The sequence below is a fragment of the Paenibacillus radicibacter genome (assembly GCF_024721995.1).
Taxonomy (GTDB): Bacteria; Bacillota; Bacilli; order Paenibacillales; family NBRC-103111; genus Paenibacillus_AM; species Paenibacillus_AM radicibacter.
The window spans coordinates 104717-129478 of sequence record NZ_JANQBC010000011.1; the positions used below are offsets into that span (position 1 = coordinate 104717).

Consider the following 24762-nt stretch of genomic DNA (forward strand, 5'->3'; position numbering starts at 1 on the left):
CCCTTCTACAAAAAGAGAAGCAGAGCGTATAGAGGCAACCGAATTGCCCCTTCGCTCTGCTTCCCATGTCTATGAATGTCACGAGAGACTTCGTGATTATTCTGTACCTTCCACGACGTTACGATCTCCAATTTCGATCTCAACATCGATCTTCTTCCCATCGCGCATTACACCAAGCTTAATCTTCTCACCAACTTTGAACCCGCCGATCTTCGCTTTTAGCTCCGCACTATTCTTAATTGCTTTCCCATTAATATCGACAACAACATCATATGGTCGAATACCCGCTTTAAATGCAGGGCTCTTACGTGTAACATCTGCAACAATTGCACCGTCTGTGCTGCTTAATTTAAGCTCGGATAACCAATCTTTATCGATGTCATTCATACTAATACCAACGAATGGTGCTGGTTCCTTCGGAATCTTCACGTTGTTCTTGAGGTTCTCCAGAACAGATGAGACGACGGAAGTCGGAATAGCGAAGCCAATGCCTTGTGCTTGCTGACTTACTGCCGTATTAATCCCAATTACTTCACCTTTTGTATTCAGAAGCGGACCACCTGAGTTACCAGGATTGATCGCTGCATCGGTTTGAATCAAGTTCTTATATACGTGTGTTGTCTTGCCGTCAGAGATTGGAATCTCACGGCCTTTGGCACTGTATACCCCAACCGTTACCGTATGATCGAATCCATATGGGTTACCGATCGCAATAACCGTATCCCCAGGACTCATCTCGTCAGAATTACCAAGTGGCAATATAGGGAAATCTTCTGTCCCTTCGATCTTCAAACATGCTAAGTCGAGTTCTGGTGAGTTACCCAGTAACTTCGCTACGAAAGGCTTTTCATGTCCTTCTACGATAATGCGAATTTCATCTGCGCCATCAATTACGTGTTGGTTCGTTAAGATATATCCTGATTTCTCAAAAATAAATCCAGTTCCCATACCTGACTTCACCATATCGCCAGAAGATGCATCCTGCTTTTTCTCTTGGCCAGAGTTAGGTGCTTCATCACCGAAAAATTGTTTGAACCAAGGATCATTCAAGAACGGGTTGCTGCCGCTACCGCCACTTGACGTTTTCTTCTTCGTCCACGATTCCACCATGACCACAGCCGGCTGTGCATCGTTCACTATCGATGAGATGTTGTTCGAACCACCTAAGTTCACACCCGCAGGTTTATTCGTGCTCGATCCACTATTCGTGCTGGAGTTGTTCGTTCCTGCAAGTGGCTGATTCGTTCCACCTGTAAACAAGTTCATTTTATCCGCTGTAAACATCAATGCACCAGATACGAGTACCCCTACCAAGAATACCGCTGCATAGCTGCGGAAAGATGATCTTTTTTTCGGAGGCGTCCAAGTCGTATAAGGCGGCATTCCACCTCCACCACTTGCACCCGCATGTCCTGATGATGAATTGCTAAGCAACGGCATCTGACGCATTGGTTGCGGTGGTGTCATCTCCACTGGAGTAGGTTGTTCCTGATTATTTTTATAAGGGCCATAAGAATAGTAAGTAGATGAATCTTTGCTTGGTTCCCCTTCAGGTTCACCGTTATGTTTAAGATCGTTCCGTTTTTCTTCATCAGAGCCCTGTGTATTAAAAAAGTCGTTGTAATCATTACGTTCGTTGCTCATGTTCGTTCCCCCCGATTGTAAATGCTTCACTGTACTTTAGCACTTATATTGTCCTATGCCTATATATTGCACCTGTAACCTTAACTGTACATTAAAAATGACTAAAAGGAATCTAAAAAGTCTAGGCGATAGCCTACTCTATATAAAAATAGCCCAAAACACCTTGATTCATGGTGTTTTGGGCTACGGATGCTCATCAATTATTGATTTGCTTTCTGACTTTGACCTGCTTTAGCTTTGTTCTTGCCTTGAGCTGCGACTTCAGTTGCAAATTCAGTGTCAGCTGTTGCTGCTACACGATTGCGATTCTGTTGCTTGTTCTTAGCCATGTGGAATCACCTCCCCTAAGGAGTAGGATTCGCAGCGATTTTATTTTTTATGACAAAACTTAAGAAGGGTTACTGTTCACTTTCTTACTCGGGGTAAACATTTCGACAGCTAAATCTTTAAAAGCTTGTTTCGTTAATGTGCCGCTACCTTGTTTGACAATGAATACACGGACATTCTTCTTGCCCCATTCACTGAACACTTGCGACTTCGTATCATAATAGAGATCAATCTTATTACCCTTAATCGCACTGCCTGTATCCGCTACAACACCATACCCATAACCGGGTACATAAAGTACAGTCCCTAATGGGAACACACGCGGATCTGCTGCAATTGTAGATAAGCCGCGCTCATTACGCACAACCTTTAGTCCAGAGAAGGTAATGCCATACTCGGGATGCTTCGGGGTCTTACCCGTTGATTCTCTGCCGGCATAATAACCTGTTGCAACCACTTCCATCGCAGGTAACTCGCTTAATTCATGATTGTTGCTTGGTGTTGATTTGTAACTATTCGTAACGGGCTTTGATTTTTGAGCAATAGGCTCGCGCTTCACACCTGGTTTTTCACTTGAAGCCATTACAGTCACGGCTTTGTCAGCTGCAATCTTAGCTTCCACAGCCTCTGCTTGATCACTTTGCATTTGATTTTGCGCCTGAATTTGCTCAGCTACACTTTTCACATCCATTTCAGGTGTAGGTGAAGTAGATATGGCAGTAGAGCTCCACTCACTACTTAGCGGAAGAACTTCCAGCTTCGGTGTAGATTGTGCGACTTCTTGCATCTGTTCAACTTCAACAACTTGATTGCTGCTTGCTACTTGGTGTACGTCTTGTTGTACCAAATCTGCGTCGTGCCCTCCTAAGAAAACTAACGATTTCATCATCGTAAGTACTTTCATCCACATATAATAAAACCTCCCCATACATCCAATTTTGCCCAATAGACGAATCTATTAAACGTGATTGGTTTTTTTAGTATGCGAGAGGTTTATGGTTTTTATGCAAATATTTGTCAGGCTACAATTAGATCATTTTCATCAACGCATGAATGTCTTCGATGTTCGTAAGACCTGTCTCTTTGTTAATGATCGACGTGTATAAATGTGGGATCACGATCTTCGCGCCATTATCTACGCAAGTTTTAACAACTGGAGCGAAGGATTCTAGATCGATACCGCCAGTTGGTTCGAAGATTTCGATACCTGCTTCAGTTGCTGCGCGAACCATTACAGCTACTTCATCAAGTTGAGATTGACCACCGATTGGGTAGAACTTCACAGAGTGAATACCGATCTCAGCAAGCATTGCTGCTGCCGCTTCACAAGTTACTGTTTCCTTGAATTGACGGCTTGTAGGACCAGTTGTTAGGTAAACATGACCCGCTTTACCACTAGGTGTGATTAGTGCGTTCACGATTGTGTGCTCACTGCCCACAGCGCGCATTGCGCCTAGTGTGTAGCCAGCTGCTGGGAATACTTGGTTCACGTGTACAGGCTTTGTTGCAACAGATACGTCTACAACTTCTTTCCATACCGCTGGGTCGCCAGCGCCTAAACCTACGGATACAGGAACGCCTGCTGCTTGGAATTCGTTCACACCTTCAATAGCAGCTGCAACAGTAGGGAAATCTTTCACCATACGGCCGATATATGCATCACCTTGAGCCGCTTCTACGATTTGTTTCGCGTTCTCCAAGTTTTTCGCTAGTACATTTAATTTCACAATTGCTTTCGTCATTAGTTGTTACCCCCTGAAGTTATAATTTGTGCAATGCGCTCTGCAATAATTTGCTCTTGTCCTTTAAGTAGTGGACGTGGATCCACATTAATGATACCAAGGTTGGCATAATGATTACGTGTATAGATTGCTGGGTTACCAGACTCTAGTTCTTTGATAATCTCATAGGCAGATTTACCGATAACTTTCGCGTCAAATGATAGATTCGCACGATAAATAGCACGACCTGCTTCATCTTGTACGATCACACCTTTAACACCCGGCGTATCCTTGAATTGCTCAATGAGCCACTCCATACGAGAACGCTGCTCTTCTGACTCGTCTGGACGATCATAGTAGCGTGTAAGGGCAGTCAGTAAGCCAACAATCGCTTCTTTTCCGACTTTCATCGGACGTCCGACCCCTTTGTATTGCGCTCTGCAAGCTGCCATAAGATCAGCTCGGCCGCATACAAAGCCTGATGTTGGTCCTTCAATCGCTTTACCGCCGCTGTAAATTACAATGTCTGCACCCATTGCAATGTACTTCTTCAAATCGTCTTCCGCTGCCGCATCAATGATGAATGGAATCCCTTTTTCCTTCGAAATAGCAATCATCGTTTCGATGGATTGCATGCCTTTTTGTACCGCGTGGTGAGATTTTACATATAGAAGTGCTGCGGTTTTCTCTGTTACTGCACCTGCTATATGATCACGTTCCACGTGATTCGCTTGCCCAACCTCAACGACTTTACCGCCACCGATCGCAATCATCTGACTGATGGAGCCACCGAAGTGAACCGAATGCCCTTTTTGAATAATAATCTCATTACGTAAACCATCTGTATTCGGAATTCGCTCGATCAAGGACAAGTTCGTTCCTGCAATGACAGCTGCTGTAGAGATTGCGATACCACCAGCTGCGCCGCTAGTCGGACATCCATCTTCTGCACCTGTTACTTCTGCCATTACTTTACCTGCTTGAACCATCAGTTCAGCAATATCGACATAATCCATAGCAGCTTTTCCCATCGCTTCTGCAACAGACGGGTCTACACTACTTGCACCAAGTGCCGTCATTTTACCACTGGCATTGATAACTTGCTTGCAACCGAAATTCTCGTAAATACTCATGCTGCACCCCTCCACTTTGTTAAGATAGGAACAGGGGGTCTTTATGCAAGAGCCCCCTATTGTTTGGGTTATTATTTAACAGGGATCGCGAAGAATGCACCTAGAAGCATTGCACCTAGAATCGCGCCACCTGCAATTGGTTTCTTATAGTAGTAGAAGATCGCTGCACCTGCTGTAGCACCAAGACCTACTGGAATGGAAGCCATACAAGCGGAGATTACGATAAGTGGTCCCAAGAAACGACCTGCTGCGTTACCTGCACCCATCATAATGTCTGCACCGAACGTTGAGTTCGAAGCGTTAATCGTATACTTACGAATACCGATAATGATAAGACCAATAATTGCACCAATCGTTGCACCTGTACCAAGCGCAAGTGGGAAGCTTTCAATTGGAGCAACAATTCCAGCACCTAGTAGTAAAGCAGGGATACCAATACCAACGCCTGTTTGAAGCGCTCCACCGATGTCTAGAATTCCGACTAGCGGACCTTCAAGTACACGAGCGAACAAGAAGCTAGCACCGAATGCTGCTGCTGCACCATAGCTTCCGCCTTCTAAACCAACTTTAAGCATCGCTACTACTGCAATATCGTTAAATGCACCAACTTGATAAACGTAGTACATATGTGTTCCTGCAAAAATACCTGCGGCTGTTAAAGCAACGAACAGTACGAATGACCATTCCGCGAACCAAAAATTCTTTTTTAACTCTAGTGTGTTATCCATACTATTTCACCACCGATCCAAAGAATGCATGTAAGTCTTTCAACCATTCAGGTGTTGCAATGTGGAAGCTGTTAAGAAGCGCTACATCGAATGCACGGAAGAATCCGCTTAGTACGAATAGAAGTACGATTGCCGCTACAAGAATCTTTGTAATACGGTTCCAACCGCTATCGTCAACGCCTTTACCAACTAGAATACCAAGTACGATACCTGGTACAGCATTACCCATTACCAAGTGAGAAAGACCACCAAGTGCAGTTCCCCACATTCCTGTACGTTTACCTGCATCCATTGCTGCCATCCAGAATACGATTGGCATGATCGGGTTGATCAACCAGTTTGCAGCTGGAACGAGTACTTTCGTTGCTACGACTTGCAAGGAAACCGGGATAATCGCAGCTGTGGAGTTAATAACAGCAATAACGATCGCACCTACGATTGCACCTGCAATCGCCATCTTCTTCGGATTGTGAAGTGTTTCTGCCACATTCCTGTTCTTGATCATAATAGATGCTGCTGCCCAGTGCGGGATAATACGGTGTTCAACGTCTTGTGTTAATGCACCCGCACCAACTGCGGACGCCCATGCGTTGAACAAGAATCCAAGTCCGAATGAGAAGTGACCTACCGGGTCCCCTTCACATGCGTTAAGCTCTCCAAATGTACGGAATGCACCCATCCCTTGTACGTTAGGAGCGTGGAACATACGCGCTGCCCCTGCACCAATACCGAAACCCGCTAGAGCACCGATAATGATCGATTTAATAATAATCGTTAACGTAACCATATAATTCACCTCGAATGATAACTTTGATGTTTAGCGCATTTTGAGTACACGCTGAATCGGTGATAACTTCTCTGGTTGCTCTTCAAAATGTACTTCCGACAACTTCACTGTTCGAATGCTCACTGTGATTTTTGCTGTAAGCTCATAACGTGATCTTTGACGTGGGAACAAGAGCCCGAAAAATCTTTCTGTATACGTCGTTACTTTTGCTGAGACAATCTCCACGTCTTTAGGCTCAATGCGAAGCAGAATATCTGGATTGCCTTTGGATAAGTTCGTTTTCACCTGATTAAAAACATGCTGGAATGCCTTGTGCTTCGTCTCGCCGTGTCCTGAAAGTGTTAATACTTGCTCATGTTCCGTGTACATTAGAAATTCCTCCTATTTTTGCTGCAATTTGATGAATTCTTCCGTCAAACGCTTGCCTAGTTCTTCAACATCCATAAAGCCAAAGCCGATTACTTTCTTGCCTGCACGGATTGCTGTTACACCAGCATCGATGGAACGTAGTCCGAATTCCACAGGATACTTGTATTTGTTCGCTGCTGTCAATGCACCTGCACCACCACTACCGCAGAAGGAGATACCGAAATCTGCATTCTCTTGGTTCATTACATCGCCAAGTTTCATATCTGCGCCAACACCTGGAATCACGATTGCGATACCGCCTGCTGCTTCAACACCCTTTGCTACGTTGCTTCCTTTACCAAGACGATCTCCGATAATTACTTTTACTTTGTTTTCCATGTACATACACTCCCTTTAAATTTATTAGTCTCTTGCTGCTTCAAAATGAATCGCTAAGAAGAATACTTCTGCGTCGTCCACAATGTGATTGATTGGCTTGCTGTAGAACTCCAGTACTTCACGACTTGCTTCAATAAACTCTGGTGTTGCTTCATCAATCATGCCTTCGTCTAGCTCAGGTAAATGTTCACCTGATTTAACTCGACGATTAAAAGCGAGTAGATGAACAGCAATCATTACTGCTCGATCTTGTGTTAACGTAAGTCCTAATTGCTTTGTCGTCTCAAGCAGCTTAACAATTAATCCTTGCAGCTCATCAAGCTCTTCTTGTTTGACCGCAATACGATCTGGGATTTCTTTCAAAATACTCTCTAAGGTGCACATGTAATGACCTCTCCCGACTTCACACTATAACGTGCTTTTATAATTTGGTTATATACAACTTGCTCGTGGTCAGAGTCTGTAAGTACAACATCTTCATTGACCACTTGCAAAATCGAAATATCAGCAATTGTACCGACTTGCAGTGTTCCAAGATCATCTGCTCTACGCAATACTTTAGCCGGTGCTACCGTTGACCATTCAATCGCTTGTTCAATGGAATATCCAACCGCTAGCATCTTCGTCATTGTCATGACTAGGCTATGAACAGGCCCATTAAAGTTGCGTGTATAAATGTCTGTTGAAACCGAGTAAGGATCTACGCCAAGCGCCTTGGCACGGCGCATTGTCTTGAAGCTAAAGCTTGCTGTACCGTGTCCAATATCGAATAGTACACCACGTGCTAACGCCGCTCTTGCTTCCGGAATAAGGTCTGTACCCTCTTCCGTCAGAATGCCACCCTTCTTCCCATGGAATGCGTGTGTGACAACATCCCCTTTTTCAAGAAGATCAAGCACTTCTGGCAGTTTAGGAGGCGCATTACCGATGTGAATCATGACTGGCAAGTTCGCTTCTTTCGCTACGCTTTTCGCAATCTTTAGTGGTTCCAATCCACTTTCTTTAATGACCGATCCACTCATTCGAGCTTTCACACCGCAAATTTTATCGGAGTACTCTCGAATCGTATCCAGTGTTGATGTCACGTTTAGCAATTTCAGATCTGCAAGTTCGGATAACCCTTCTGCAAGTCCAGGACCTGAGACGTTGATCCAACCGACAACTTCCGTCTTGCTATCCGCAGCCATGTCCATGAACTCTTTGAAGTTGCTTGCTCCACTACTGCCTGCATCGACAACGGTTGTAACACCTTGTTGAACACCGACTACATCTGGATTAGCTCCGAAGTCGTCTACCCCTTCAAATACATGTACGTGTAAGTCAATCAATCCTGGTGTTACGATGCAGCCTGCAGCGTCGATCTCTTGCTTCACTTGACCGCTATATGAACCTGCAGCCACAACTTCTGCAATGCGTCCATCTCTCACAAGTACATCATAAGTACCTTTCGTACCTGTAGCTGGATCAATGACTGTACCGCCTCGAATGATTAAATCCATTTCCATGATGATCACTCCTTCTCTGATTCTTAAGTTGCGATTATGTCTATAGAGTTCACATGAAGTAACGAAGAATGGCTTGTACTTCACCTTCATTGAGATTAAGATTTCTCTCTTTCAACATCTCGATAATTCCCATCCGAATATCCTTGTTCGGTCCATCAAGTAATGTTGTGTGTTCAAAATTCGTATAGGGCGTACCGAAAGCAAATCGATTCATCATGAGCAAGATGTGAAGGGTTAGCCCTTCTGCCCGCTCTTCTGTCAATTGAGATTTAAATCTCGATCGAAGCGAAGTACTAAGCTCAAACCCTGTCATAATTAAATCTTGTACGAACGGCTCCATCTCGGAGGAATCCGCTTTCAATTTATCCGGCTTGTATTCAAGTGGGGTATTCTCCATGGTCTTGCGATCCTTCTCAATTTGACCCAGAATCGTCTGGATTCTTTGGAAATCATGCTTGGTTGGGATCGGACTTACCGTTACAACGGGACCATCTGTCTGAATCGGGAAAATACTAATGACCAAATCCACCTGTGCCTGCTCCATCACTTTGTTGAGTTCCATGATTGAGCAACATTCCACGACATTTAAATTTTTAATTTTGGTCTCGAGAATTGTTTTCAAAAACTGAGATGTTCCACGCCCTGTTCCACATACGACTAAAGCACGATATTTCAGATCATCTAACTTAATTTCGTACGCGGTTTGGAAATGAAGAACGATAAATCCAATATCTGAATCCGATAGATATACTTGATAGATGCCTAGAATATCGCTGCATGCTCGCTTGACGGCATCGAACATTTTCCGATAAGAGCTTGTAATTTCACCTAAGATTGGATTAGGCTCCACGACACGGTAGCTGTATTTGGTTAGCTTATCCGACATATGGGCGAACAAGTTGTTGAACAGTACCAAGTCATCTTGGAAATCGATCGCGATCATGTCTGTTACTTTGGTGATCAGCTCCGTCGTCACGAGATACGCATCAGGCAAAAGTACATCCTTCGTATCTATTGCATTCGGTGAGGAGGAAGCGCCTCCAATTGCTTGCAAACTTACGAACCAAATACTATCTTCTGTCGGGGTAAACCCGAGGTCGTCTTCCAGTTCAATCAATAGCTCATGGAAAACGCGATAAGTTAAAAAGTTATCTTTTGCAAACGTTTTCGAATATGCCGTTAGTTCAAACATGCTCTCGCATGATTGATGCTGCCTCTGGATGATGATGCAGAGCCTGATGAACACCCCAATAATGATTCGATCCGAAAGTAAGATACCCACTTGTGATTCTGTTTCTCGAACCAATCGATCCGTAATCGCGAACACTTTGCCTACATCCTGTACAGGACTTAGGAAGCGCTCTAGAATTGGACTTAAATATTGCGGCTGTTCGCCTTTCACTACCCCTTGCACGATCTGGAACATATCATTGCCATCTAACAAATCCTGCATCACATTCTCTAGAACATAGCGACGTTGTTTCTCCGATCCAATCATGATAAGACCGAATCTACCGCGTTCTAAGGAAAGCTCTTGTTCCCCAAAAAAGGATTCTACGAGCACGAGATCCGATAAAATCGTATTCCGACTCACATCGTGCTTATTGGTCAAATCGCCAATTGTCATATACGAATCTTGAAGCAATAAATCCAAGATAATATGACGCACGCGTTCTTGCTGATTTAAAAATCCATGCTCTTTCACATTGTCCAGGCTCTCTAGCAGCTTAATTCGAATCGAGTTATCGCATTCAATCCAGATCCCTTTGTTCGGTTTCGATTGCAATTCGATGCCCTGATCGCTTAGCCACAACCTGATATTATCTAAATCGTATTTAATCGTGCGCTCACTGACTTCGAATTCACTTGCAAAGTCTTTGACCCGCTGCGAGTCTTGTGAGTAAACAATCTTTTTAAGAAGAGCACGTGACCGTGTTGATAAAGACATGTGTGTCCACCTCTTTCGCCGTATCCTTGCAATACTTGCACTGTAGGCGCTTACACTGTCATCAGCCTTGCTGCCTCTGACATAACAATAAGCCTTAATCGTGCAATTGAGTAGATGAAACATTCTGCACTATCTATAGTGCGTGAAATTGCAATTAGACAAAATTCACTGATAATTTACATCTGCATAGACAGAAAAAAGGCGGAGATCCTGCGATACAGCCGCATTACCTCTGCCTTTATTCCTTGTCCTACGTTATTACTCTACGCGACCTTTACGTTCAATGTCTGCACGAATCATCGCAACTACATCATCCACTTTATGTGTGCCTAGGTCTCCCTCACCACGTTTACGTACAGAGAAAGAACCTTCGTTCATTTCATTCTCACCCACGACTAGCATGTATGGAATTTTCTCAAGCTGAGCTTCACGGATCTTGTAACCTAGCTTCTCATTGCGGGAATCCGCTTCGGAGCGAATGCCAGCTTGAAGAAGACGATCTGCCATCTCTTTCGCATGCGCTTCATAGTTCGGAGATACCGGAATAACACGAGCTTGAATCGGAGACAACCAAGTTGGAAGTGCTCCTGCATAGTTCTCGATCAAGTAGGCAGTCATACGCTCCATTGTGGAGATAATGCCACGGTGAATTACGACTGGACGGTGTTTCTGACCATCTTCACCTGTGTACTCAAGCTGGAAGCGTTCTGGAAGCAAGAAGTCAAGTTGTGCAGTGGACAACGTCTCTTCTTTCTTCAGTGCAGTCTTGATCTGTACGTCTAGCTTCGGACCGTAGAATGCTGCTTCGCCTTCTGCTTCATAGAACGGCAAGCCCAATTCTTCAACTACTTCACGAAGCATACGTTGGGACATTTCCCACATTGCATCGTCTTGGAAGTACTTCTCTGTATCTTGCGGATCACGGTAAGACAAGCGGAAACGGTAGTCTGTAATACCGAAATCTTCATAAACCGTCGTAATCAATTTCACGCAGCGTGCGAACTCTTCCTTAATCTGATCTGGACGACAGAAAATGTGCGCATCATTCAGAGTCATTGCACGAACGCGGTGTAAACCCGTTAGTGCGCCAGACATCTCGTAACGGTGCATGGTACCAAGCTCCGCAATACGAACTGGCAAGTCACGGTAAGAGTGCATCTCGTTCTTGAACACCATCATGTGATGCGGGCAGTTCATCGGACGAAGAACAAGCTCTTCATTGTCCATTTGCATCGGAGGGAACATATCTTCTTGGTAGTGCTCCCAGTGACCGGAAGTCTTATATAGTTCCACGTTCGCAAGAACTGGTGTATATACGTGCTGGTAGCCTAGTCTCTCTTCAAGGTCTACGATATAGCGCTCAAGTGTACGACGAACCGTTGCACCATTAGGCAACCATAGCGGCAAGCCTTGTCCAACTTCGCGGTTGAATGCGAACATCTTCAGTTCTTTACCTAATTTACGGTGGTCACGTTTCTTCGCTTCTTCAAGCAATACCAAGTGCTCGTCCAATTGCGCTTTCTTCGGGAACGCTGTTCCGTAAATACGTTGAAGCATTTTGTTCTTGGAATCCCCGCGCCAGTAAGCACCTGCAACACTTAGCAATTTGAATGCTTTAATACGACCAGTGGACGGCAAGTGCGGTCCGCGGCATAAGTCAAAGAATTCGCCTTGATCGTAGATGGATAGAACAACATCTTCAGGCAAGTCGTTGATCAAGTCTAACTTAAGTGGATCTTCTAATTGTGTAAAAATAGCAAGTGCTTCTTCGCGTGAAACTTCACGACGAGTAATAGCCAAGTTCTCGCTAGCAATGCGAGTCATTTCTTTCTCGATTTTCACAAGATCCTCAGGTGTAATGGATGTTTCCATATCGATATCGTAGTAGAAGCCATCTTCAATCACAGGACCGATTCCAAGCTTAACAGCTTTCTCGCCATAAATGCGCTTGATCGCTTGTGCCATCAAGTGAGCTGTGGAGTGACGGTACACTTCAAGACCCGCTTCGGAATCTACTGTTAAGATTTCAACGTCTGCATCGGACTCAAGCTTGTGGCTAAGGTCAACTGCTTTACCGTTCACCTTACCTGCGATTGCATTCTTCTTCAGACCCATTGAGATGGATTCTGCAACGCCTTCAATTGTTGTGCCTTGCTCGTACTCGCGTACAGAGCCGTCTGGTAATTTCACTTTGACTGACATGTTTATTATTCCTCCATTTTTTGTGATTGAATGTAAGAGTTAGCTCAAAAAGTTAACGAAGAAGAAAAAATGTATTGTAGGAACGAAGTGTTCGCCTTTGAAATCTTGAAATCACCTTAAAAACCTAATCAGATTTCAAGATTGAGACAGCGACCGGAAGTACTTTTTTATTCGCAGTGACGCAACTTTCTGAGCAAACTATATATATGAATGCAAAAAAAGCGCAGATCATCCCTATAAAAAGGGACGAGCGCGCTTGGTCTCGTGGTTCCACCCTCGTTCGACTTACATACGTAACGTAAATCCTCGTTGGCATTCGTTAACGGGAATGATGCGGTCCAGTATTTCCAATGGACGGCTACAAAGTGGTAAATTCACATGCAATCTGAAGGGGCTTCCAGCCATGTCCCCTATCTCTAATACAGCTGCTTCGTAAATCTGTGTCTTTGGTTATTGCCTCTGCCCCTTATTATATCGAGGCTTGGCTTATTTATCAAGCTATAGTCCGTCTTGTTTAATCCGCTCTCCAAGATAGTGGTGGCAGATCCGACAAGAAGGACATACCTCTGTACGATCCTCAAATATTTGTCGAATGGTCTTAATAATAGATAAGTCCGGCTCCCTTGTATGGATAAATATGGATGCGGGAGATACGGTAATTAACGTCGAGACGATCATATCTTCGAAATTCATGTCTTTCTCAAGATGTTCCATCGTAAGTGTAGACTCGAAATCCGCTGGATTAATCGGCTGCATCAGTTCATTCAATATCTCGAATTCATGCCCACCCTTATGAATTAAATGCGCAATAGGTACTTTCGCTTCCTGAATATAGACGAAATACTTGAGTAAGGATATGAATTCTTGATACTGCTGCTCCATCGTATATTCATCAATCGCATATTCCACGATTTCACGAAGCTCTTCCATGTACTCGCCTAGGCGAAAACGCATGTAGCCATCCAGATTTAAGCTAACATGTTGTTCCATATACTCGTATAGGGACTTGCTGATTTTGGATTTGCGACGATTTCGCGCTTCTGTTGAAACCGCGGTTGTATCTGTATGTTCTCCATTAAGAAATTGCTCACAATACTTCTCAATGGCATCAATGTCCTTCATCTCTTGGTAATGAAACTCCTTGTGGATCATATCCTTGAGAAGCCGTGGCTCTTCTTCAATGAGCAAATGTTCCGCGAGCACACTTGAAACTGCCTGATATACCAAGGGTGACATTTGGAGCAGTTGAAAACCGGGTAATATCGCCTGAATGGCTATTTTGACATACGATTTCGATGATTGATCCTGTCCGCTGATCTGAAGCTGCACGCCATTGTTTTCGTTATGTAAATCGCGAAGCTCTGTCTCAATACGTCCGCATAGATCTCTGACATCGGTTTCGGACCGTGATTTAATATATAGCGATAACAGCTCCATACGCTCACATCCTTTCGGCCAAATAGTTCGTTATCCGTTCACTACTAAAAGTATATGGTCGTACGGAAACGGATATACAACGAACAATTTGGCAAAAAAGATGGAGTTACATTACTTTCGACTAAGTAAGGCACTTCGAAAGAAAGTAATACTTCCGGTCGCTGTCTCAATCGTAAATTTTGAATTTATTATATTGTATTTTTACGATTTCAAAGGCGAACGCTACGCTCCTACAGTACAACTTTCCTTCTCCGTTTATTTATGTCGTTAAGCCATTTAACTAATCTTGATTTGTCAAAATGACTGGACCTTCAGCAGTGATCGCAATCGTATGCTCGTACTGAGCAGACAAGCTGCCATCAACGGTTCTTGCTGTCCAACCGTCCCCGTCGACTTTGGAGTGGTATTCGCCGATATTGATCATGGGCTCGATGGTGATGACCATTCCTTCTTTAAGACGCAAGCCCCGGTTCGGTGGTCCGAAATGTGGGATTTGCGGATCTTCGTGAATGACTTGGCCGATTGCATGACCGACAAAGTCACGTACAACTGAGAAGCCTTCACCTTCGGCATACGTTTGGATCGCATGGGAAATGTCCCCTACGCGATTGCCAACTTTTGCTTCAGCAATACCGCGGTATAACGATTCCTTGGTTACATCAAGTAAACGCTGTGCTTCATCGGAAATGTTACCTACAGCATACGTCCACGCTGAATCAGCGAGCCAACCGTTCAAATTCACAACCATATCAATAGTCACGATATCCCCTTCTTGTAGAGGTGTTTTCCTAGGAAAACCGTGACAAATCTCATCATTTATCGATGCGCAAGTCGCATATTGATAACCGTTGTATCCTTTTTGCTCAGGCGTTGCGCCATGCTTGGATAAATATTTTTCAACAAATTGATCGATTTCCCAAGTTGTTACTCCGGGTTTGATCATCTTTGCGATTTCCTTGTGGCAGTTTACGAGCAATTCACCTGCGTTTCTCATCATCTCAATCTGTTCTTTTGTCTTGATCGTAATCATAGAAGTAGCCCCCCATTTCTGTATCTGTTAACAGATTATACACTAATTCATAAAAACGATTCCAATCTGGGCAAGATTTACAGGAATCATATCGGCATTTACAAATATATAACGCCGACCCTCCAACCTCTAATTGTAAAGGGTTGAACAGTCGGCGCTATAAGGTATTTAACACGTAGTACTTAGTTTTGCATCACAAAGTCACGTGTAACTTTATCCGCGTCACCAAATGTACGGATAATGTTATATTTTGTATCACGCTGTGCAGGAACTTTGCCCGCTTCACGGATTAATTTAAGAATCAAATCAATGTTTACTTTGTGCGTCGTACCTGCTGCAGAAACAACATTCTCTTCCATCATTGTGGAACCGAAGTCGTTACAGCCGTATTGTAAACTCATCTTTCCAACCTCTGGACCCATCGTTACCCAAGAAGATTGGATGTTCGGGATGTTATCTAGCATGAGACGAGAGATTGCTACTGTCTGCAAGTAACGCTCTGGTGAAATATATTCACCTTTCATATTGGTATTCTCAGATTGGAATGTCCAAGGAATGAAAGCTAGGAAGCCTTTCGTATTCCAACCATTGATCGCCACATCATCTTGCGCATCACGTACACGCAGCATATGAAGCGCGCGCTCTTCGAATGACTCGCCAAAGCCGATTACCATCGTAGCTGTTGTGTTCATTCCCACTTGATGAGCCGCTTGCATCACATCCATCCAATCGCGCCATGAACCTTTAAGACGAGAGATCTTACGACGTGTGCGATCATCAAGAATCTCACCGCCACCGCCTGGCAACGAGTCAAGACCGGCCGAATTAAGTTCACGCATCACTTCAACTAGCGAAAGTCCACCAGAAATCTCTCTCATCTTCATGATCTCAGCTGGAGAGAAGGAATGCATCGTGATGTCGAAACGTTTCTTAATCTCACGAAGTAAATCCGTATAGTAAGTGAAAGGCAGCTCTGGATTCACACCACCTTGCATTAAGATCTCCGTACCACCTACATCAATCGTCTCTTGAATCTTCTGGAAAATCACATCATCTGGAAGAACGTAACCTTCTGATGATCCTGGTTTTCTGTAGAAAGCACAGAAACGACAGAACACATCACAGATGTTCGTATAGTTAATATTACGGCCAACAACGAAAGTTGTGACAGGCTCTGGGTGTAAGCGTTGCATGACTTGGTTCGCTGCATGTCCAATTTTCTCAATCTCATCCGATTCATATAATCGAATACAGTCTTCTACGTTCAGACGTCCTCCAGAGACGGCTTTTTGTAAAATGTGATCGATTGTGTTCATCGATTCAACACCTCGCTTTAATTAATTCACATCTACTTTCATCTATAGAACTATTATTTTCAAAATCGCAAGAAAAAACGGTTTCGCAATCTTCAAATTGCTATCCGTTGCTCGTGAAATCTATGATATACTTCCCCCATTTTAACATAAACACGGGTATACCGCTATTACAGAATATACGTTATAATCCATTGGAAAAAAAGGCAAAATGACCGATTAGCCACTTTACAACGCAACGTACGATCATTTTACCTTCTATATTATGCCAATGCTTGCTCTAAATCAGCAATCATATCCTCAATATCTTCAAGTCCAACTGAATAACGAACAAGCCCGTCCGTAATGCCGCGAAGCGCACGCACATCAGCAGGCATCGACGCATGAGACATCATCGCAGGATAGGACAAGATGCTCTCAACAGCACCTAGGGATACCGCTACGAGCGGGATTTGCACCGCACCAAGCAGCTTTCTAGCACGTTCCCCTGAACCGACATCGAATGAAACAATTGCACCGTAACCCTTGGATTGACGTTCATGTACCTCACGCCCTGGGTGATCTGCAAGTCCTGGGTAATAGACTGCTGCAATGTCACTGCGATTTGCAAGCCATTGTGCCAACTTCAACGCGGACTGTTCCGATGCCTCCATCCGAACTTTAAGCGTCTTCATACCGCGCATGAGTAACCATGAATCCTGCATGCCCAGCACATTCCCCATTCCGTTCTGGATCGCTTTAAGTCGTACGCCAAGCTCATCTGTCGCCACTACCGCAAGTCCTGCAAGCACATCACTATGTCCACTTAGAAACTTCGTTGCACTATGTAGAACAATATCGACACCAAGTTCAATCGGACGTTGGTGATACGGCGTCATAAACGAGTTATCTAACATTGTCAGTAAACCATGTTCTCTCGCCCATGCTGTAATTGCTGCTACATCTGTTATACGAAGTGTCGGATTCGATGGCGTTTCCATAAATACAGCCGCTGTGTTCGGTCGCAGTGCAGCTTTCACTTGCTCGATGTCTGTCATATCAACGAATGTTGTCTCAATGTTCATTCGAGTCATGATCGTGCTCAGCAAGCGATATGTTCCACCGTACACATCTTCGGTACAGATTACATGATCGCCCGCGGACAGCATCATGAAACTAGATGAGATAGCCGCCATCCCCGACGAGAATGCGAATCCACGAACCCCGCCTTCAAGTGCTGCAATATACGATTCTACTGCTTCACGAGTTGGATTCCCAGAGCGTGTATAATCATGCTTTGGTGGATTCTCCAAGTCAAAGTGATGGAATGTCGATGCTTGATAAATCGGTGTTGAGGAAGCCCCTGTCACCTCATCTACTGCACCTGTATAATGAAGCAGTTTTGTGCCAAACCCTACTTCTCTCGTGTTATCACTCATCCTACTCGCCTCCTGCAAGCTCAGATGCTGCTGCATCGAACGCACGAGATAAATCTTGGATCAGATCGTCCACATGCTCAATACCAACGGAGTAACGAAGCAAGCGATCATCAACGCCGACTCTCTCACGAATATCAAGCGGTATATCTGCATGCGTCTGAACCGCAGGATAAGTCATTAAGGATTCTACCCCACCCAAGCTTTCCGCGAACGCGATGAGACGAATATGACGCAAGATCGGCTCGATCATGCGAGCTTCTTTCATTTTGAAGGAGAAAATACCGGTATTGCCGCTTGATTGCTTGCTTTGGATCTCATGTCCCGGGTGCGTTTCAAGAGCTGGATAATAAACATCCGATACCATTGGATGCGTAAGAAGCCATTTCGCAATCGCAGTTGCATTCGCTTCATGACGTTCCATACGAAGTGCAAGTGTCTTCATCCCGCGCATTAACAGCCATGAATCTTGAGGACCAAGCACCGCACCAATTGAATTGTGCAAGAAGAACATTTGCTCAGAAAGCTCTTTGCCCTTCGTAATAATGAGTCCCGCGAGCACATCGTTATGACCACCTAAATACTTCGTCGCAGAGTGAGTTACAATATCTGCACCGAGTTCAATTGGACGCTGGAAGTATGGAGTAAGTAATGTGTTATCGACGATTGTAAGAATTCCCTTACCCTTCGCCCATGTCGCAACCGCTTCAATATCTGTCACCATCATAAGCGGATTCGTCGGTGTCTCAATGAAAATACCCTTCGTGCATTCACCATAAGCGTCTTCAATCGCAGCAAGATCATTCGTATCCACATAAGACGCAGTTATACCGAATCGAGACATAATTTGTTCAAGCAAGCGATACGTACCGCCATATAAGTCCAATGAAACAATCAAGTGATCTCCCTGTGAAAATAGGGCGAAAATCGTCTGAAGCGCTGCCATCCCAGAAGAACAGGCAAATCCTGCGTCACCTGACTCTAAATCAGCAATTGCAGATTCAAGCACACTGCGTGTCGGGTTTTTCGTACGCGTGTAATCAAATCCCGTACTTTGACCTAGCTTCGGATGGCGATAAGCGGTTGCGTGATAAATAGGAAAAGTTACTGCACCTGTCTTCGACTCTTCAATTGAACCAATTTGTGCTAATCGACTCTCGATGTTCATTATTTCTTACCTCCGTCTTTTGCTTTTTTGTGAGCTGCAGATAGAACATAGGGTGTTTCTTGGTAGACGTAATAGTTCAGCCAGTTCGAGAAAAACAAGTTCCCATGTGCTCTCCATGAAGTCATTGGATATTTCGACGGATCATCGTTCGGGTAGTAATTTTTCGGAATCGCGATATCAAGACCTTTGCTTACATCACGATCATACTCCCATTTTAATGAAAGAGGGTCGTATTCGGAATGACCTGTCACGAAAATTTGCTTGCCGTTATTCGCAGCGACGATATAAATACCCGCTTCTTCCGACTCTGACAAAATTTCAAGCTCTGAATTTTTCTCAATATCTTCACGACGAACTTCAGTGTGTCTAGATTGAGGTACATAGAACACCTCATCAAATCCACGTAGCAGTTTCACATTGTTCTGATTTAAGACGTGCGGGTATACGCCGAACATCTTCTCATCAAGTGAATATTTCGGAATGCCGAAGTGGTGATACAGACCTGCTTGGGAAGCCCAACATATATGAAGAGTTGAGGTCACATTGTCCACAGACCAGTCCATGATTCCCTTCAGCTCATCCCAATAGTTCACATCTTCAAATTCCATCTGCTCAACTGGCGCGCCTGTAATGATCATGCCATCGAACTGCTCATCTTGAATATCTTCGAATGTTTTATAAAAAAGAGACAAGTGCTCTTCTGACGTATTTTTCGATGAATGTGTCTTCGGGTGGATCAGCACAAATTCAACTTGCAGCGGGCTATTGGATAGAAGACGCAAAATTTGAGTCTCAGTTGTTTCTTTAATTGGCATTAAATTTAATAGCAAAATCCGAAGTGGGCGAATATCTTGATGGTACGCAACAGATTCATCCATTACGAAAATATTTTCTTTTGACAAAATTTCTTTAGCCGGTAAATTGTCCGGAATTTTAATTGGCATCGTACACCACTCCTCAGTTCAAATAGGAATAAAACAAAAATGACCTCTCCCATTGCGCACAATGAGAAAGGCCACGTAAATAAAACTATACGAGTGTCCTCTCTCATCTCTCAAAAGCGCTTAACACACTTCCGCAAGAATTAGCACCGTGCATTTTCCTTAACGGAAAGTGCCGGTTGCCGGGTATCATCGGGCTAGTCCCTCCACCTGCTCTTGATAAGAGTAAAAACAATAATTGATTCAATTTTCATTACTTTCAATGTAATCGAATCGTGCTTTCTCGTCAAGCATATTATCCAATGTATTACCTCATTTTGTAGCTTGAACTGTGGAAAATGTAGGTATATACTATACAAGTAATTCACAAGGTATAAGGGGGGAGAACGCATGGACGGGGACCCAGGGAGTCGCATATTCCATTTAAACTTCATATTCTCGCGAAACTCAGCGGTCGCATGTTGTCCAGCATTCTTAAGTTAAGCCCTTGTGTTGGATGAATGACTGCTGCTTTTCGCTTTTTCGAAAGGGTGGTATTCATGAAAACACGCCTAGTAAAGAACGGCGTTTTTACTATTATTGATAACGTCACCCTCGCTTTGACTCCTCCAGAAGAAGGTTTTTACTGGATTGATGCTACTGTGGATGAAATTGATATTCTCCAATCTCTATTTCACCTTCATGATCTGGCAGTTGAGGATACACTAAGTGAGGAAGAACAACGTCCTAAGCTTGAAATCTATGATGGTCATTATTTTATTGTTGTTAATTCAATTCGATTCGATGACGAGGAGATTTTCCTGCGATCTCTTAATATTTTCTTAGGTAAACACTTCATCGTCACTGTAACTAAACAAAAAATCAACGAAATTCGTGCACTCAAGCCCCTTCTATGGGAAGAAGAAGTCGATTCCCCGGATCGGTTTTTGTATCATCTCATCGATTTAGTTGTCGATAATTACTTCACAGTCGGGGATCGAATCGAAGATAAGATTGAGAAACTCGAAGAAGATATTCTTATGCACACGAAGAAAACGCATCTGAATGAAATCATCGGACTTCGAAGTGAGATCCTATGGCTGAAGAAGGCGCTAGTACCACAACGCGATGTTGTCGGTATGCTGAACAAACGTGATCTGAAGCTGATCTCGACTCCACTCCAAAAATATTTTGGCGACGTTCATGAGAATGCAGTCAAAATTGTTGATACGTTCGATACACTCCGCGATTTGATGGGCAACTTACGAGAAGCTTACCAAGCTGCCGTTGCAAACCGAGCGAATGAAATCATGAGAATTTTTACAGCCATGACAACCATCTTTATGCCGCTGACCCTCATCACAGGGATCTACGGAATGAACTTTAACAATATCGTAGGCATGCTATCTTGGGAGCATGGTGACTTGTACGCCCTTGGATTTATGGCGCTCCTTGGTATTTCGATGTTCGTCTTGTTTAAGAAGAAGGATTGGTTGTAACGACTACAACTGGTATAATGACAGCAGCTCTCCATTCGCATTTCAGCGATAAGAGCTGCTTTTTTTAGAAAAGAGGTGTGTTCACAATGAACATGAATCATACTATGGGTAATAATCCGCCCAAATGGTTCGGTTATGCCGTGCAATCCCTTGTCTATCTTGCAAAATTGGAGGCAAAGTGTGCTTGTCCAAGCGGCAATATTGCAGAGAACATTGATTCGCAAGCAACCCTGCTCCGCCGCGTGTTAGCTGCACTTGCCAGGGCGAATATTGTCCATGCCCAAGAAGGTCGGGTTGGCGGCTATCGCTTGGCAAAGCCGATGTCTGAGATTCTGCTATCGGATGTGTATCTTGCGCTTCAAATTCGAGGACCGCTCTTTACTGGACTCGCAGATACTTTATCAGATGATAAGTGCGGACAAGCACTACAGGAACCTTTTGCACAAATCGTAGGCGATGCAGATGAGCTGCTTCTTCGTTACTTAAGTACAATTACGCTTGAAGATGTTGTAAATCGGGCGATCAAAAAATAATCAATTACCATAAACTATGTTTGACAAAAGCACAGTTTAACAATTATACTGTGCTTAATAATAGCACAATATAGATAATGTGGAGAGGATGTTCCGAATGAACACAATAACTCAAGAACGCTTGCTTGCTGAAGAAGTCATGCGTGCGCGTCATTCTGTTAAGCACTATGATGCTGAATACCAAATGCCAGAGCAAGATTTGAAAGATATTCTAGAGCTTGCAACACTAGCTCCATCATCCAACAACTTGCAGCACTGGCGTTTTCTTGTGATCACAGATCAAGCAGTTAAAGAGAAAGTACTTCCGATCGCATACGGTCAAAAACAAGTCGTAGACTCCTCCGCGGTAGTCGTTGTACTTGGTGATCTTGAAGCTGGCAGCAATGTAGATGCAATCTACGGTCCACTCCTTACTTCCGGTGCAATTAATCAACAAACGCATGACTACTTAGTTGGCGGCGTTAAATCGCTATATGGTAACCCGGATAATGCAGGTGTTATGCGCGACGAGGCGATCCGCAACTCTTCCCTAGCTTCTATGCAGCTCATGCTTGCAGCAAAAGCGAAAGGCTACGACACTTGCCCAATGATGGGCTTCAACTGGAACCAATTGAAAGAAACGCTTAACATTCCAGATCGTTATGTACCTTCCATGATGATTACAATTGGTAAAGCAAAGACTCCAGCTCGTGTATCTTCCCGTTTCACACTTGAGCAAGTTGTAACGCATAATTCTTTCTAAATTTTATTGTAAAATAATAAAATGACCGCTACCCATGTTGAGGCATGGACAGCGGTCATTTTTTTGCGATAAAGGGAATGGTTCTCCTTTTGAAACAATTCACACTTGCACTTCGTTAATAAGAATATACATAAATTAAAGAGGTGCTGTTCATGTTTAAGAAGTCCATAGTCATTGTTTCAAGTCTAGTCATCCTTGCTGGTTGTAGTACGACTGCAAAAGAAGCCCATCCAGAATCACATCAAGCTACACCCACTTCTGCTCCAGTAGTGCCAACTGCCACTCCAGTTCCTACTCCCGCTACAAACAATATGACAATCGATGCGATTAAAAGCGCCCTTAAACAAGGTATGTCCAAAGCTGAAGTCGAAAAACTCTTAGGTCCAAATTACAAAGAACTTCATGGAGAAGACGGTTTAATTTGGCGATATGATGATACAATTAACAATTACAAGTTCGAGTCTCACAGCATTCTTGTGGATGAGGTCGATACGAACGGTTTAAAGAACGGCTCGATGAAACAACAATTCTTCTTCAGCTGGCATGAGGATCAATTGAATAACTTTGCTCTTTACTATCGGAACAAAGACAATAAACTCGAAGAGTATAACGTGTTTGGCAAAGGGGTTGTAAAGACTACACCGTTTGAATAAGCTGAAGATGACCGCTCCTCCAAGATCTACTTGGGAGAGCGGTCATTATTATTAAAGAGGATATGTTGAGGAAAATATTGTGGGGAACTAACCTAATATCAAGGTCTAACTTGCAACAATGAAGCTATCGTTCTGGTCCGTGTCACACTCTGTTAAGACTGCTTTCGCTTTGCGATAACGAATTCGAAGCAGACGCAGCCATTGGTATGTACGGTCAAAATCTAATTCCTTGCGCTCATCTGTTGTAAATACAGCTTCCATGATAGGTTTCAAATAACGATCACCCAGCTGTTCAAATTGCGTCCATGCTTGCTCTTTCAACTCATCTGCCACGTCAGATAACTCATTATCAACTAGTGGGCTCACATCATAGCCATCTGCATCAAGTTCTTCAACCAGCAAGATCGTGTCCCGCTTGGACAGCGACAGCATCGTTCGCATCTCCTCAAGCGGACTGCCCTGCCAGATGGCATCAAGCATATTGCGTTTACGTGTATGACGCTCAAGCTCAGCCTTCGCTTTACGCTCCTTCTGCTCCATTAGCCACTGTTGGAAGCTAGCACGGTCTATCACGTTCAGTACCCAGTTCAGTGGAAAATGTGTCACGCGCTCAGCTGCTTGTGTAATCGCAAATAAACTCTCCCCATATTGGTTCACCTTGCCTAAACCAAAGCCTGGAATCTGCTTCAATTCTTCGGCAGTATGCGGTACAAAAGTCGCGACCATCTCTAACATTCGATTCGTCGCTAATAAGTAAGGAGCTTTGCCTTCTTTCGCAGCGCTCTCTCTCCTCCACTTACGAAGTTTTTCTAATAACTCTTGATTCAAATGCATTTCACTGTAATATTGCAAACTATGCGCCCATCTCGCCCGATCACTAAGTGAATCTATTGGGTCATTCAGCGGTATGCTCACTTGCGGAACATAGCCTTCGGCAAGCTTCGCCATCATGTGATGACGAAAACAGGTCAATACTTCGTCCCAGTGCCTCCCTTCATATAGATGCTCCGCTCTAGTGTGTCCTCCTTCCATCACGGCAGTCCAGATGATCTGCCACGTTCCTTTGCTTTCACCAATACAGATTTGAGCGGTCTGCACACGCTCTTCATCAAGCTTCTTTTCTAATGTGTTCACAAATATAATATTCAGCAGCTTCACCCCCCCAAATTGTTTTATGATTCAAGCTAAAATTATTAAAAGGAATCAAAAAAAGCACCCCTTCTGCGCTACTAACGCTAAAGAGGTGCTTCCCCGTTCATCTTAATTATCCAGATAATACCATGTCGTATGTTTCATTGTCAACTAATAAG

At 43.9% G+C, this 24762-nt stretch carries 24 protein-coding genes and 1 riboswitch; of the genes, 4 read left to right on the forward strand and 20 right to left on the reverse strand.

Annotated features, from left to right (window positions below):
• Window positions 1-96 precede the first annotated feature (96 nt).
• From NV379_RS19495 to metA, 19 genes are all read right to left on the reverse strand, one after another.
• Window positions 97-1644 (reverse strand): S1C family serine protease, encoded by a 1548-nt coding sequence (locus NV379_RS19495; RefSeq protein WP_258209005.1) that lies wholly within the window; start codon window positions 1642-1644, stop codon window positions 97-99.
• Window positions 1645-1844: 200 nt separating this feature from the next.
• Window positions 1845-1973 carry a hypothetical protein gene (locus tag NV379_RS19500; RefSeq protein ID WP_258209006.1) on the reverse strand — a complete coding sequence of 43 codons (129 nt, stop codon included), beginning with the start codon at window positions 1971-1973 and terminating at the stop codon, window positions 1845-1847.
• A gap of 59 nt (window positions 1974-2032) precedes the next feature.
• Window positions 2033-2881 carry a 3D domain-containing protein gene (locus NV379_RS19505; protein ID WP_373426133.1) on the reverse strand — a complete coding sequence of 283 codons (849 nt, stop codon included), beginning with the start codon at window positions 2879-2881 and terminating at the stop codon, window positions 2033-2035.
• A 118-nt stretch (window positions 2882-2999) separates the two neighbouring features.
• Window positions 3000-3713 (reverse strand): KDGP aldolase, encoded by a 714-nt coding sequence (locus NV379_RS19510; RefSeq protein ID WP_258209007.1) that lies wholly within the window; start codon window positions 3711-3713, stop codon window positions 3000-3002.
• On the reverse strand, window positions 3713-4825 hold the full coding sequence (locus tag NV379_RS19515) for a DgaE family pyridoxal phosphate-dependent ammonia lyase (RefSeq protein WP_258209008.1): 1113 nt from the start codon (window positions 4823-4825) through the stop codon (window positions 3713-3715). The genes NV379_RS19510 and NV379_RS19515 overlap by 1 nt, the downstream gene beginning before the upstream one ends.
• A 71-nt stretch (window positions 4826-4896) precedes the next feature.
• The gene (locus NV379_RS19520) at window positions 4897-5553 is read right to left on the reverse strand and encodes a DUF4310 family protein (RefSeq protein WP_258209009.1); all 657 of its coding nucleotides are present in this window, start codon (window positions 5551-5553) and stop codon (window positions 4897-4899) included.
• Window position 5554: 1 nt separating this feature from the next.
• A complete protein-coding gene (locus NV379_RS19525) occupies window positions 5555-6340 on the reverse strand; it encodes a DUF4311 domain-containing protein (protein WP_258209010.1) in 786 nt (261 codons plus the stop codon).
• A gap of 30 nt (window positions 6341-6370) precedes the next feature.
• Window positions 6371-6709, reverse strand: coding sequence for a DUF4312 family protein (locus NV379_RS19530; protein WP_258209011.1), 339 nt, complete (start codon window positions 6707-6709; stop codon window positions 6371-6373).
• A gap of 12 nt (window positions 6710-6721) precedes the next feature.
• Window positions 6722-7087: an SFCGS family glycine-rich protein gene (locus NV379_RS19535; RefSeq protein WP_258209012.1), complete on the reverse strand. Its 366-nt coding sequence runs from the start codon at window positions 7085-7087 to the stop codon at window positions 6722-6724.
• Between the two features lie 24 nt (window positions 7088-7111).
• Window positions 7112-7471 carry a PRD domain-containing protein gene (locus NV379_RS19540; protein ID WP_258209013.1) on the reverse strand — a complete coding sequence of 120 codons (360 nt, stop codon included), beginning with the start codon at window positions 7469-7471 and terminating at the stop codon, window positions 7112-7114.
• Entirely contained in the window at window positions 7459-8592 is a 1134-nt protein-coding gene (locus tag NV379_RS19545; RefSeq protein WP_258209014.1) for an amidohydrolase/deacetylase family metallohydrolase, read from the reverse strand. The genes NV379_RS19540 and NV379_RS19545 overlap by 13 nt, the downstream gene beginning before the upstream one ends.
• A 49-nt stretch (window positions 8593-8641) precedes the next feature.
• A complete protein-coding gene (locus NV379_RS19550) occupies window positions 8642-10540 on the reverse strand; it encodes a BglG family transcription antiterminator (protein WP_258209015.1) in 1899 nt (632 codons plus the stop codon).
• 258 nt (window positions 10541-10798) lie between these two features.
• The gene (gene thrS / locus NV379_RS19555; RefSeq protein ID WP_258209016.1) at window positions 10799-12742 is read right to left on the reverse strand and encodes a threonine--tRNA ligase; all 1944 of its coding nucleotides are present in this window, start codon (window positions 12740-12742) and stop codon (window positions 10799-10801) included.
• A gap of 498 nt (window positions 12743-13240) precedes the next feature.
• The gene (gene ytxC / locus NV379_RS19560) at window positions 13241-14179 is read right to left on the reverse strand and encodes a putative sporulation protein YtxC (protein WP_258209017.1); all 939 of its coding nucleotides are present in this window, start codon (window positions 14177-14179) and stop codon (window positions 13241-13243) included.
• A gap of 280 nt (window positions 14180-14459) precedes the next feature.
• A complete protein-coding gene (gene map / locus NV379_RS19565) occupies window positions 14460-15209 on the reverse strand; it encodes a type I methionyl aminopeptidase (RefSeq protein WP_258209018.1) in 750 nt (249 codons plus the stop codon).
• A 182-nt stretch (window positions 15210-15391) separates the two neighbouring features.
• Window positions 15392-16525 carry a cyclic dehypoxanthinyl futalosine synthase gene (gene mqnC, locus NV379_RS19570; protein WP_258209019.1) on the reverse strand — a complete coding sequence of 378 codons (1134 nt, stop codon included), beginning with the start codon at window positions 16523-16525 and terminating at the stop codon, window positions 15392-15394.
• A 260-nt stretch (window positions 16526-16785) separates the two neighbouring features.
• Window positions 16786-17940, reverse strand: a complete 1155-nt coding sequence (locus tag NV379_RS19575) for a trans-sulfuration enzyme family protein (RefSeq protein WP_258209020.1) — start codon at window positions 17938-17940, stop codon at window positions 16786-16788.
• A gap of 1 nt (window position 17941) precedes the next feature.
• On the reverse strand, window positions 17942-19105 hold the full coding sequence (locus tag NV379_RS19580; protein WP_258209021.1) for an aminotransferase class I/II-fold pyridoxal phosphate-dependent enzyme: 1164 nt from the start codon (window positions 19103-19105) through the stop codon (window positions 17942-17944).
• A complete protein-coding gene (gene metA / locus NV379_RS19585) occupies window positions 19105-20049 on the reverse strand; it encodes a homoserine O-acetyltransferase MetA (protein WP_258209022.1) in 945 nt (314 codons plus the stop codon). The genes NV379_RS19580 and metA overlap by 1 nt, the downstream gene beginning before the upstream one ends.
• A gap of 100 nt (window positions 20050-20149) precedes the next feature.
• Window positions 20150-20272, reverse strand: a riboswitch (SAM riboswitch).
• A gap of 313 nt (window positions 20273-20585) precedes the next feature.
• Here metA and corA point away from each other — a divergent pair.
• The 4 genes from corA (at window position 20586) to NV379_RS19605 (ending at window position 23452) form a co-directional block, all read left to right on the forward strand.
• On the forward strand, window positions 20586-21524 hold the full coding sequence (gene corA / locus NV379_RS19590) for a magnesium/cobalt transporter CorA (RefSeq protein ID WP_258209023.1): 939 nt from the start codon (window positions 20586-20588) through the stop codon (window positions 21522-21524).
• Window positions 21525-21610: 86 nt separating this feature from the next.
• Window positions 21611-22057, forward strand: a complete 447-nt coding sequence (locus NV379_RS19595) for an RrF2 family transcriptional regulator (protein ID WP_258209024.1) — start codon at window positions 21611-21613, stop codon at window positions 22055-22057.
• A 97-nt stretch (window positions 22058-22154) separates the two neighbouring features.
• On the forward strand, window positions 22155-22799 hold the full coding sequence (locus tag NV379_RS19600; RefSeq protein WP_258209025.1) for a nitroreductase family protein: 645 nt from the start codon (window positions 22155-22157) through the stop codon (window positions 22797-22799).
• 152 nt (window positions 22800-22951) lie between these two features.
• Window positions 22952-23452, forward strand: coding sequence for a hypothetical protein (locus tag NV379_RS19605; protein WP_258209026.1), 501 nt, complete (start codon window positions 22952-22954; stop codon window positions 23450-23452).
• Between the two features lie 105 nt (window positions 23453-23557).
• Here the strand turns inward: NV379_RS19605 and NV379_RS19610 are convergent, their stop codons facing one another.
• Window positions 23558-24586: an HRDC domain-containing protein gene (locus NV379_RS19610; RefSeq protein WP_258209027.1), complete on the reverse strand. Its 1029-nt coding sequence runs from the start codon at window positions 24584-24586 to the stop codon at window positions 23558-23560.
• Window positions 24587-24762 lie beyond the last annotated feature (176 nt).

Coding starts and splice junctions, on each gene's coding strand:
- map (WP_258209018.1), bottom strand. CDS start 15,209: ATGATTACGATCAAGACAAAAGAACAGATTGAGATGATGAGAAACGCA.
- corA (WP_258209023.1), top strand. CDS start 20,586: ATGAAAACACGCCTAGTAAAGAACGGCGTTTTTACTATTATTGATAAC.
- NV379_RS19575 (WP_258209020.1), bottom strand. CDS start 17,940: ATGAGTGATAACACGAGAGAAGTAGGGTTTGGCACAAAACTGCTTCAT.
- NV379_RS19515 (WP_258209008.1), bottom strand. CDS start 4,825: ATGAGTATTTACGAGAATTTCGGTTGCAAGCAAGTTATCAATGCCAGT.
- NV379_RS19495 (WP_258209005.1), bottom strand. CDS start 1,644: ATGAGCAACGAACGTAATGATTACAACGACTTTTTTAATACACAGGGC.
- NV379_RS19530 (WP_258209011.1), bottom strand. CDS start 6,709: ATGTACACGGAACATGAGCAAGTATTAACACTTTCAGGACACGGCGAG.
- NV379_RS19545 (WP_258209014.1), bottom strand. CDS start 8,592: ATGGAAATGGATTTAATCATTCGAGGCGGTACAGTCATTGATCCAGCT.
- NV379_RS19580 (WP_258209021.1), bottom strand. CDS start 19,105: ATGAACATCGAGAGTCGATTAGCACAAATTGGTTCAATTGAAGAGTCG.
- NV379_RS19525 (WP_258209010.1), bottom strand. CDS start 6,340: ATGGTTACGTTAACGATTATTATTAAATCGATCATTATCGGTGCTCTA.
- NV379_RS19520 (WP_258209009.1), bottom strand. CDS start 5,553: ATGGATAACACACTAGAGTTAAAAAAGAATTTTTGGTTCGCGGAATGG.
- NV379_RS19550 (WP_258209015.1), bottom strand. CDS start 10,540: ATGTCTTTATCAACACGGTCACGTGCTCTTCTTAAAAAGATTGTTTAC.
- metA (WP_258209022.1), bottom strand. CDS start 20,049: ATGCCAATTAAAATTCCGGACAATTTACCGGCTAAAGAAATTTTGTCA.
- NV379_RS19505 (WP_373426133.1), bottom strand. CDS start 2,881: ATGTGGATGAAAGTACTTACGATGATGAAATCGTTAGTTTTCTTAGGA.
- NV379_RS19535 (WP_258209012.1), bottom strand. CDS start 7,087: ATGGAAAACAAAGTAAAAGTAATTATCGGAGATCGTCTTGGTAAAGGA.
- NV379_RS19500 (WP_258209006.1), bottom strand. CDS start 1,973: ATGGCTAAGAACAAGCAACAGAATCGCAATCGTGTAGCAGCAACAGCT.
- NV379_RS19605 (WP_258209026.1), top strand. CDS start 22,952: ATGTTTAAGAAGTCCATAGTCATTGTTTCAAGTCTAGTCATCCTTGCT.
- NV379_RS19595 (WP_258209024.1), top strand. CDS start 21,611: ATGAACATGAATCATACTATGGGTAATAATCCGCCCAAATGGTTCGGT.
- NV379_RS19540 (WP_258209013.1), bottom strand. CDS start 7,471: ATGTGCACCTTAGAGAGTATTTTGAAAGAAATCCCAGATCGTATTGCG.
- NV379_RS19600 (WP_258209025.1), top strand. CDS start 22,155: ATGAACACAATAACTCAAGAACGCTTGCTTGCTGAAGAAGTCATGCGT.
- ytxC (WP_258209017.1), bottom strand. CDS start 14,179: ATGGAGCTGTTATCGCTATATATTAAATCACGGTCCGAAACCGATGTC.
- NV379_RS19510 (WP_258209007.1), bottom strand. CDS start 3,713: ATGACGAAAGCAATTGTGAAATTAAATGTACTAGCGAAAAACTTGGAG.
- mqnC (WP_258209019.1), bottom strand. CDS start 16,525: ATGAACACAATCGATCACATTTTACAAAAAGCCGTCTCTGGAGGACGT.
- thrS (WP_258209016.1), bottom strand. CDS start 12,742: ATGTCAGTCAAAGTGAAATTACCAGACGGCTCTGTACGCGAGTACGAG.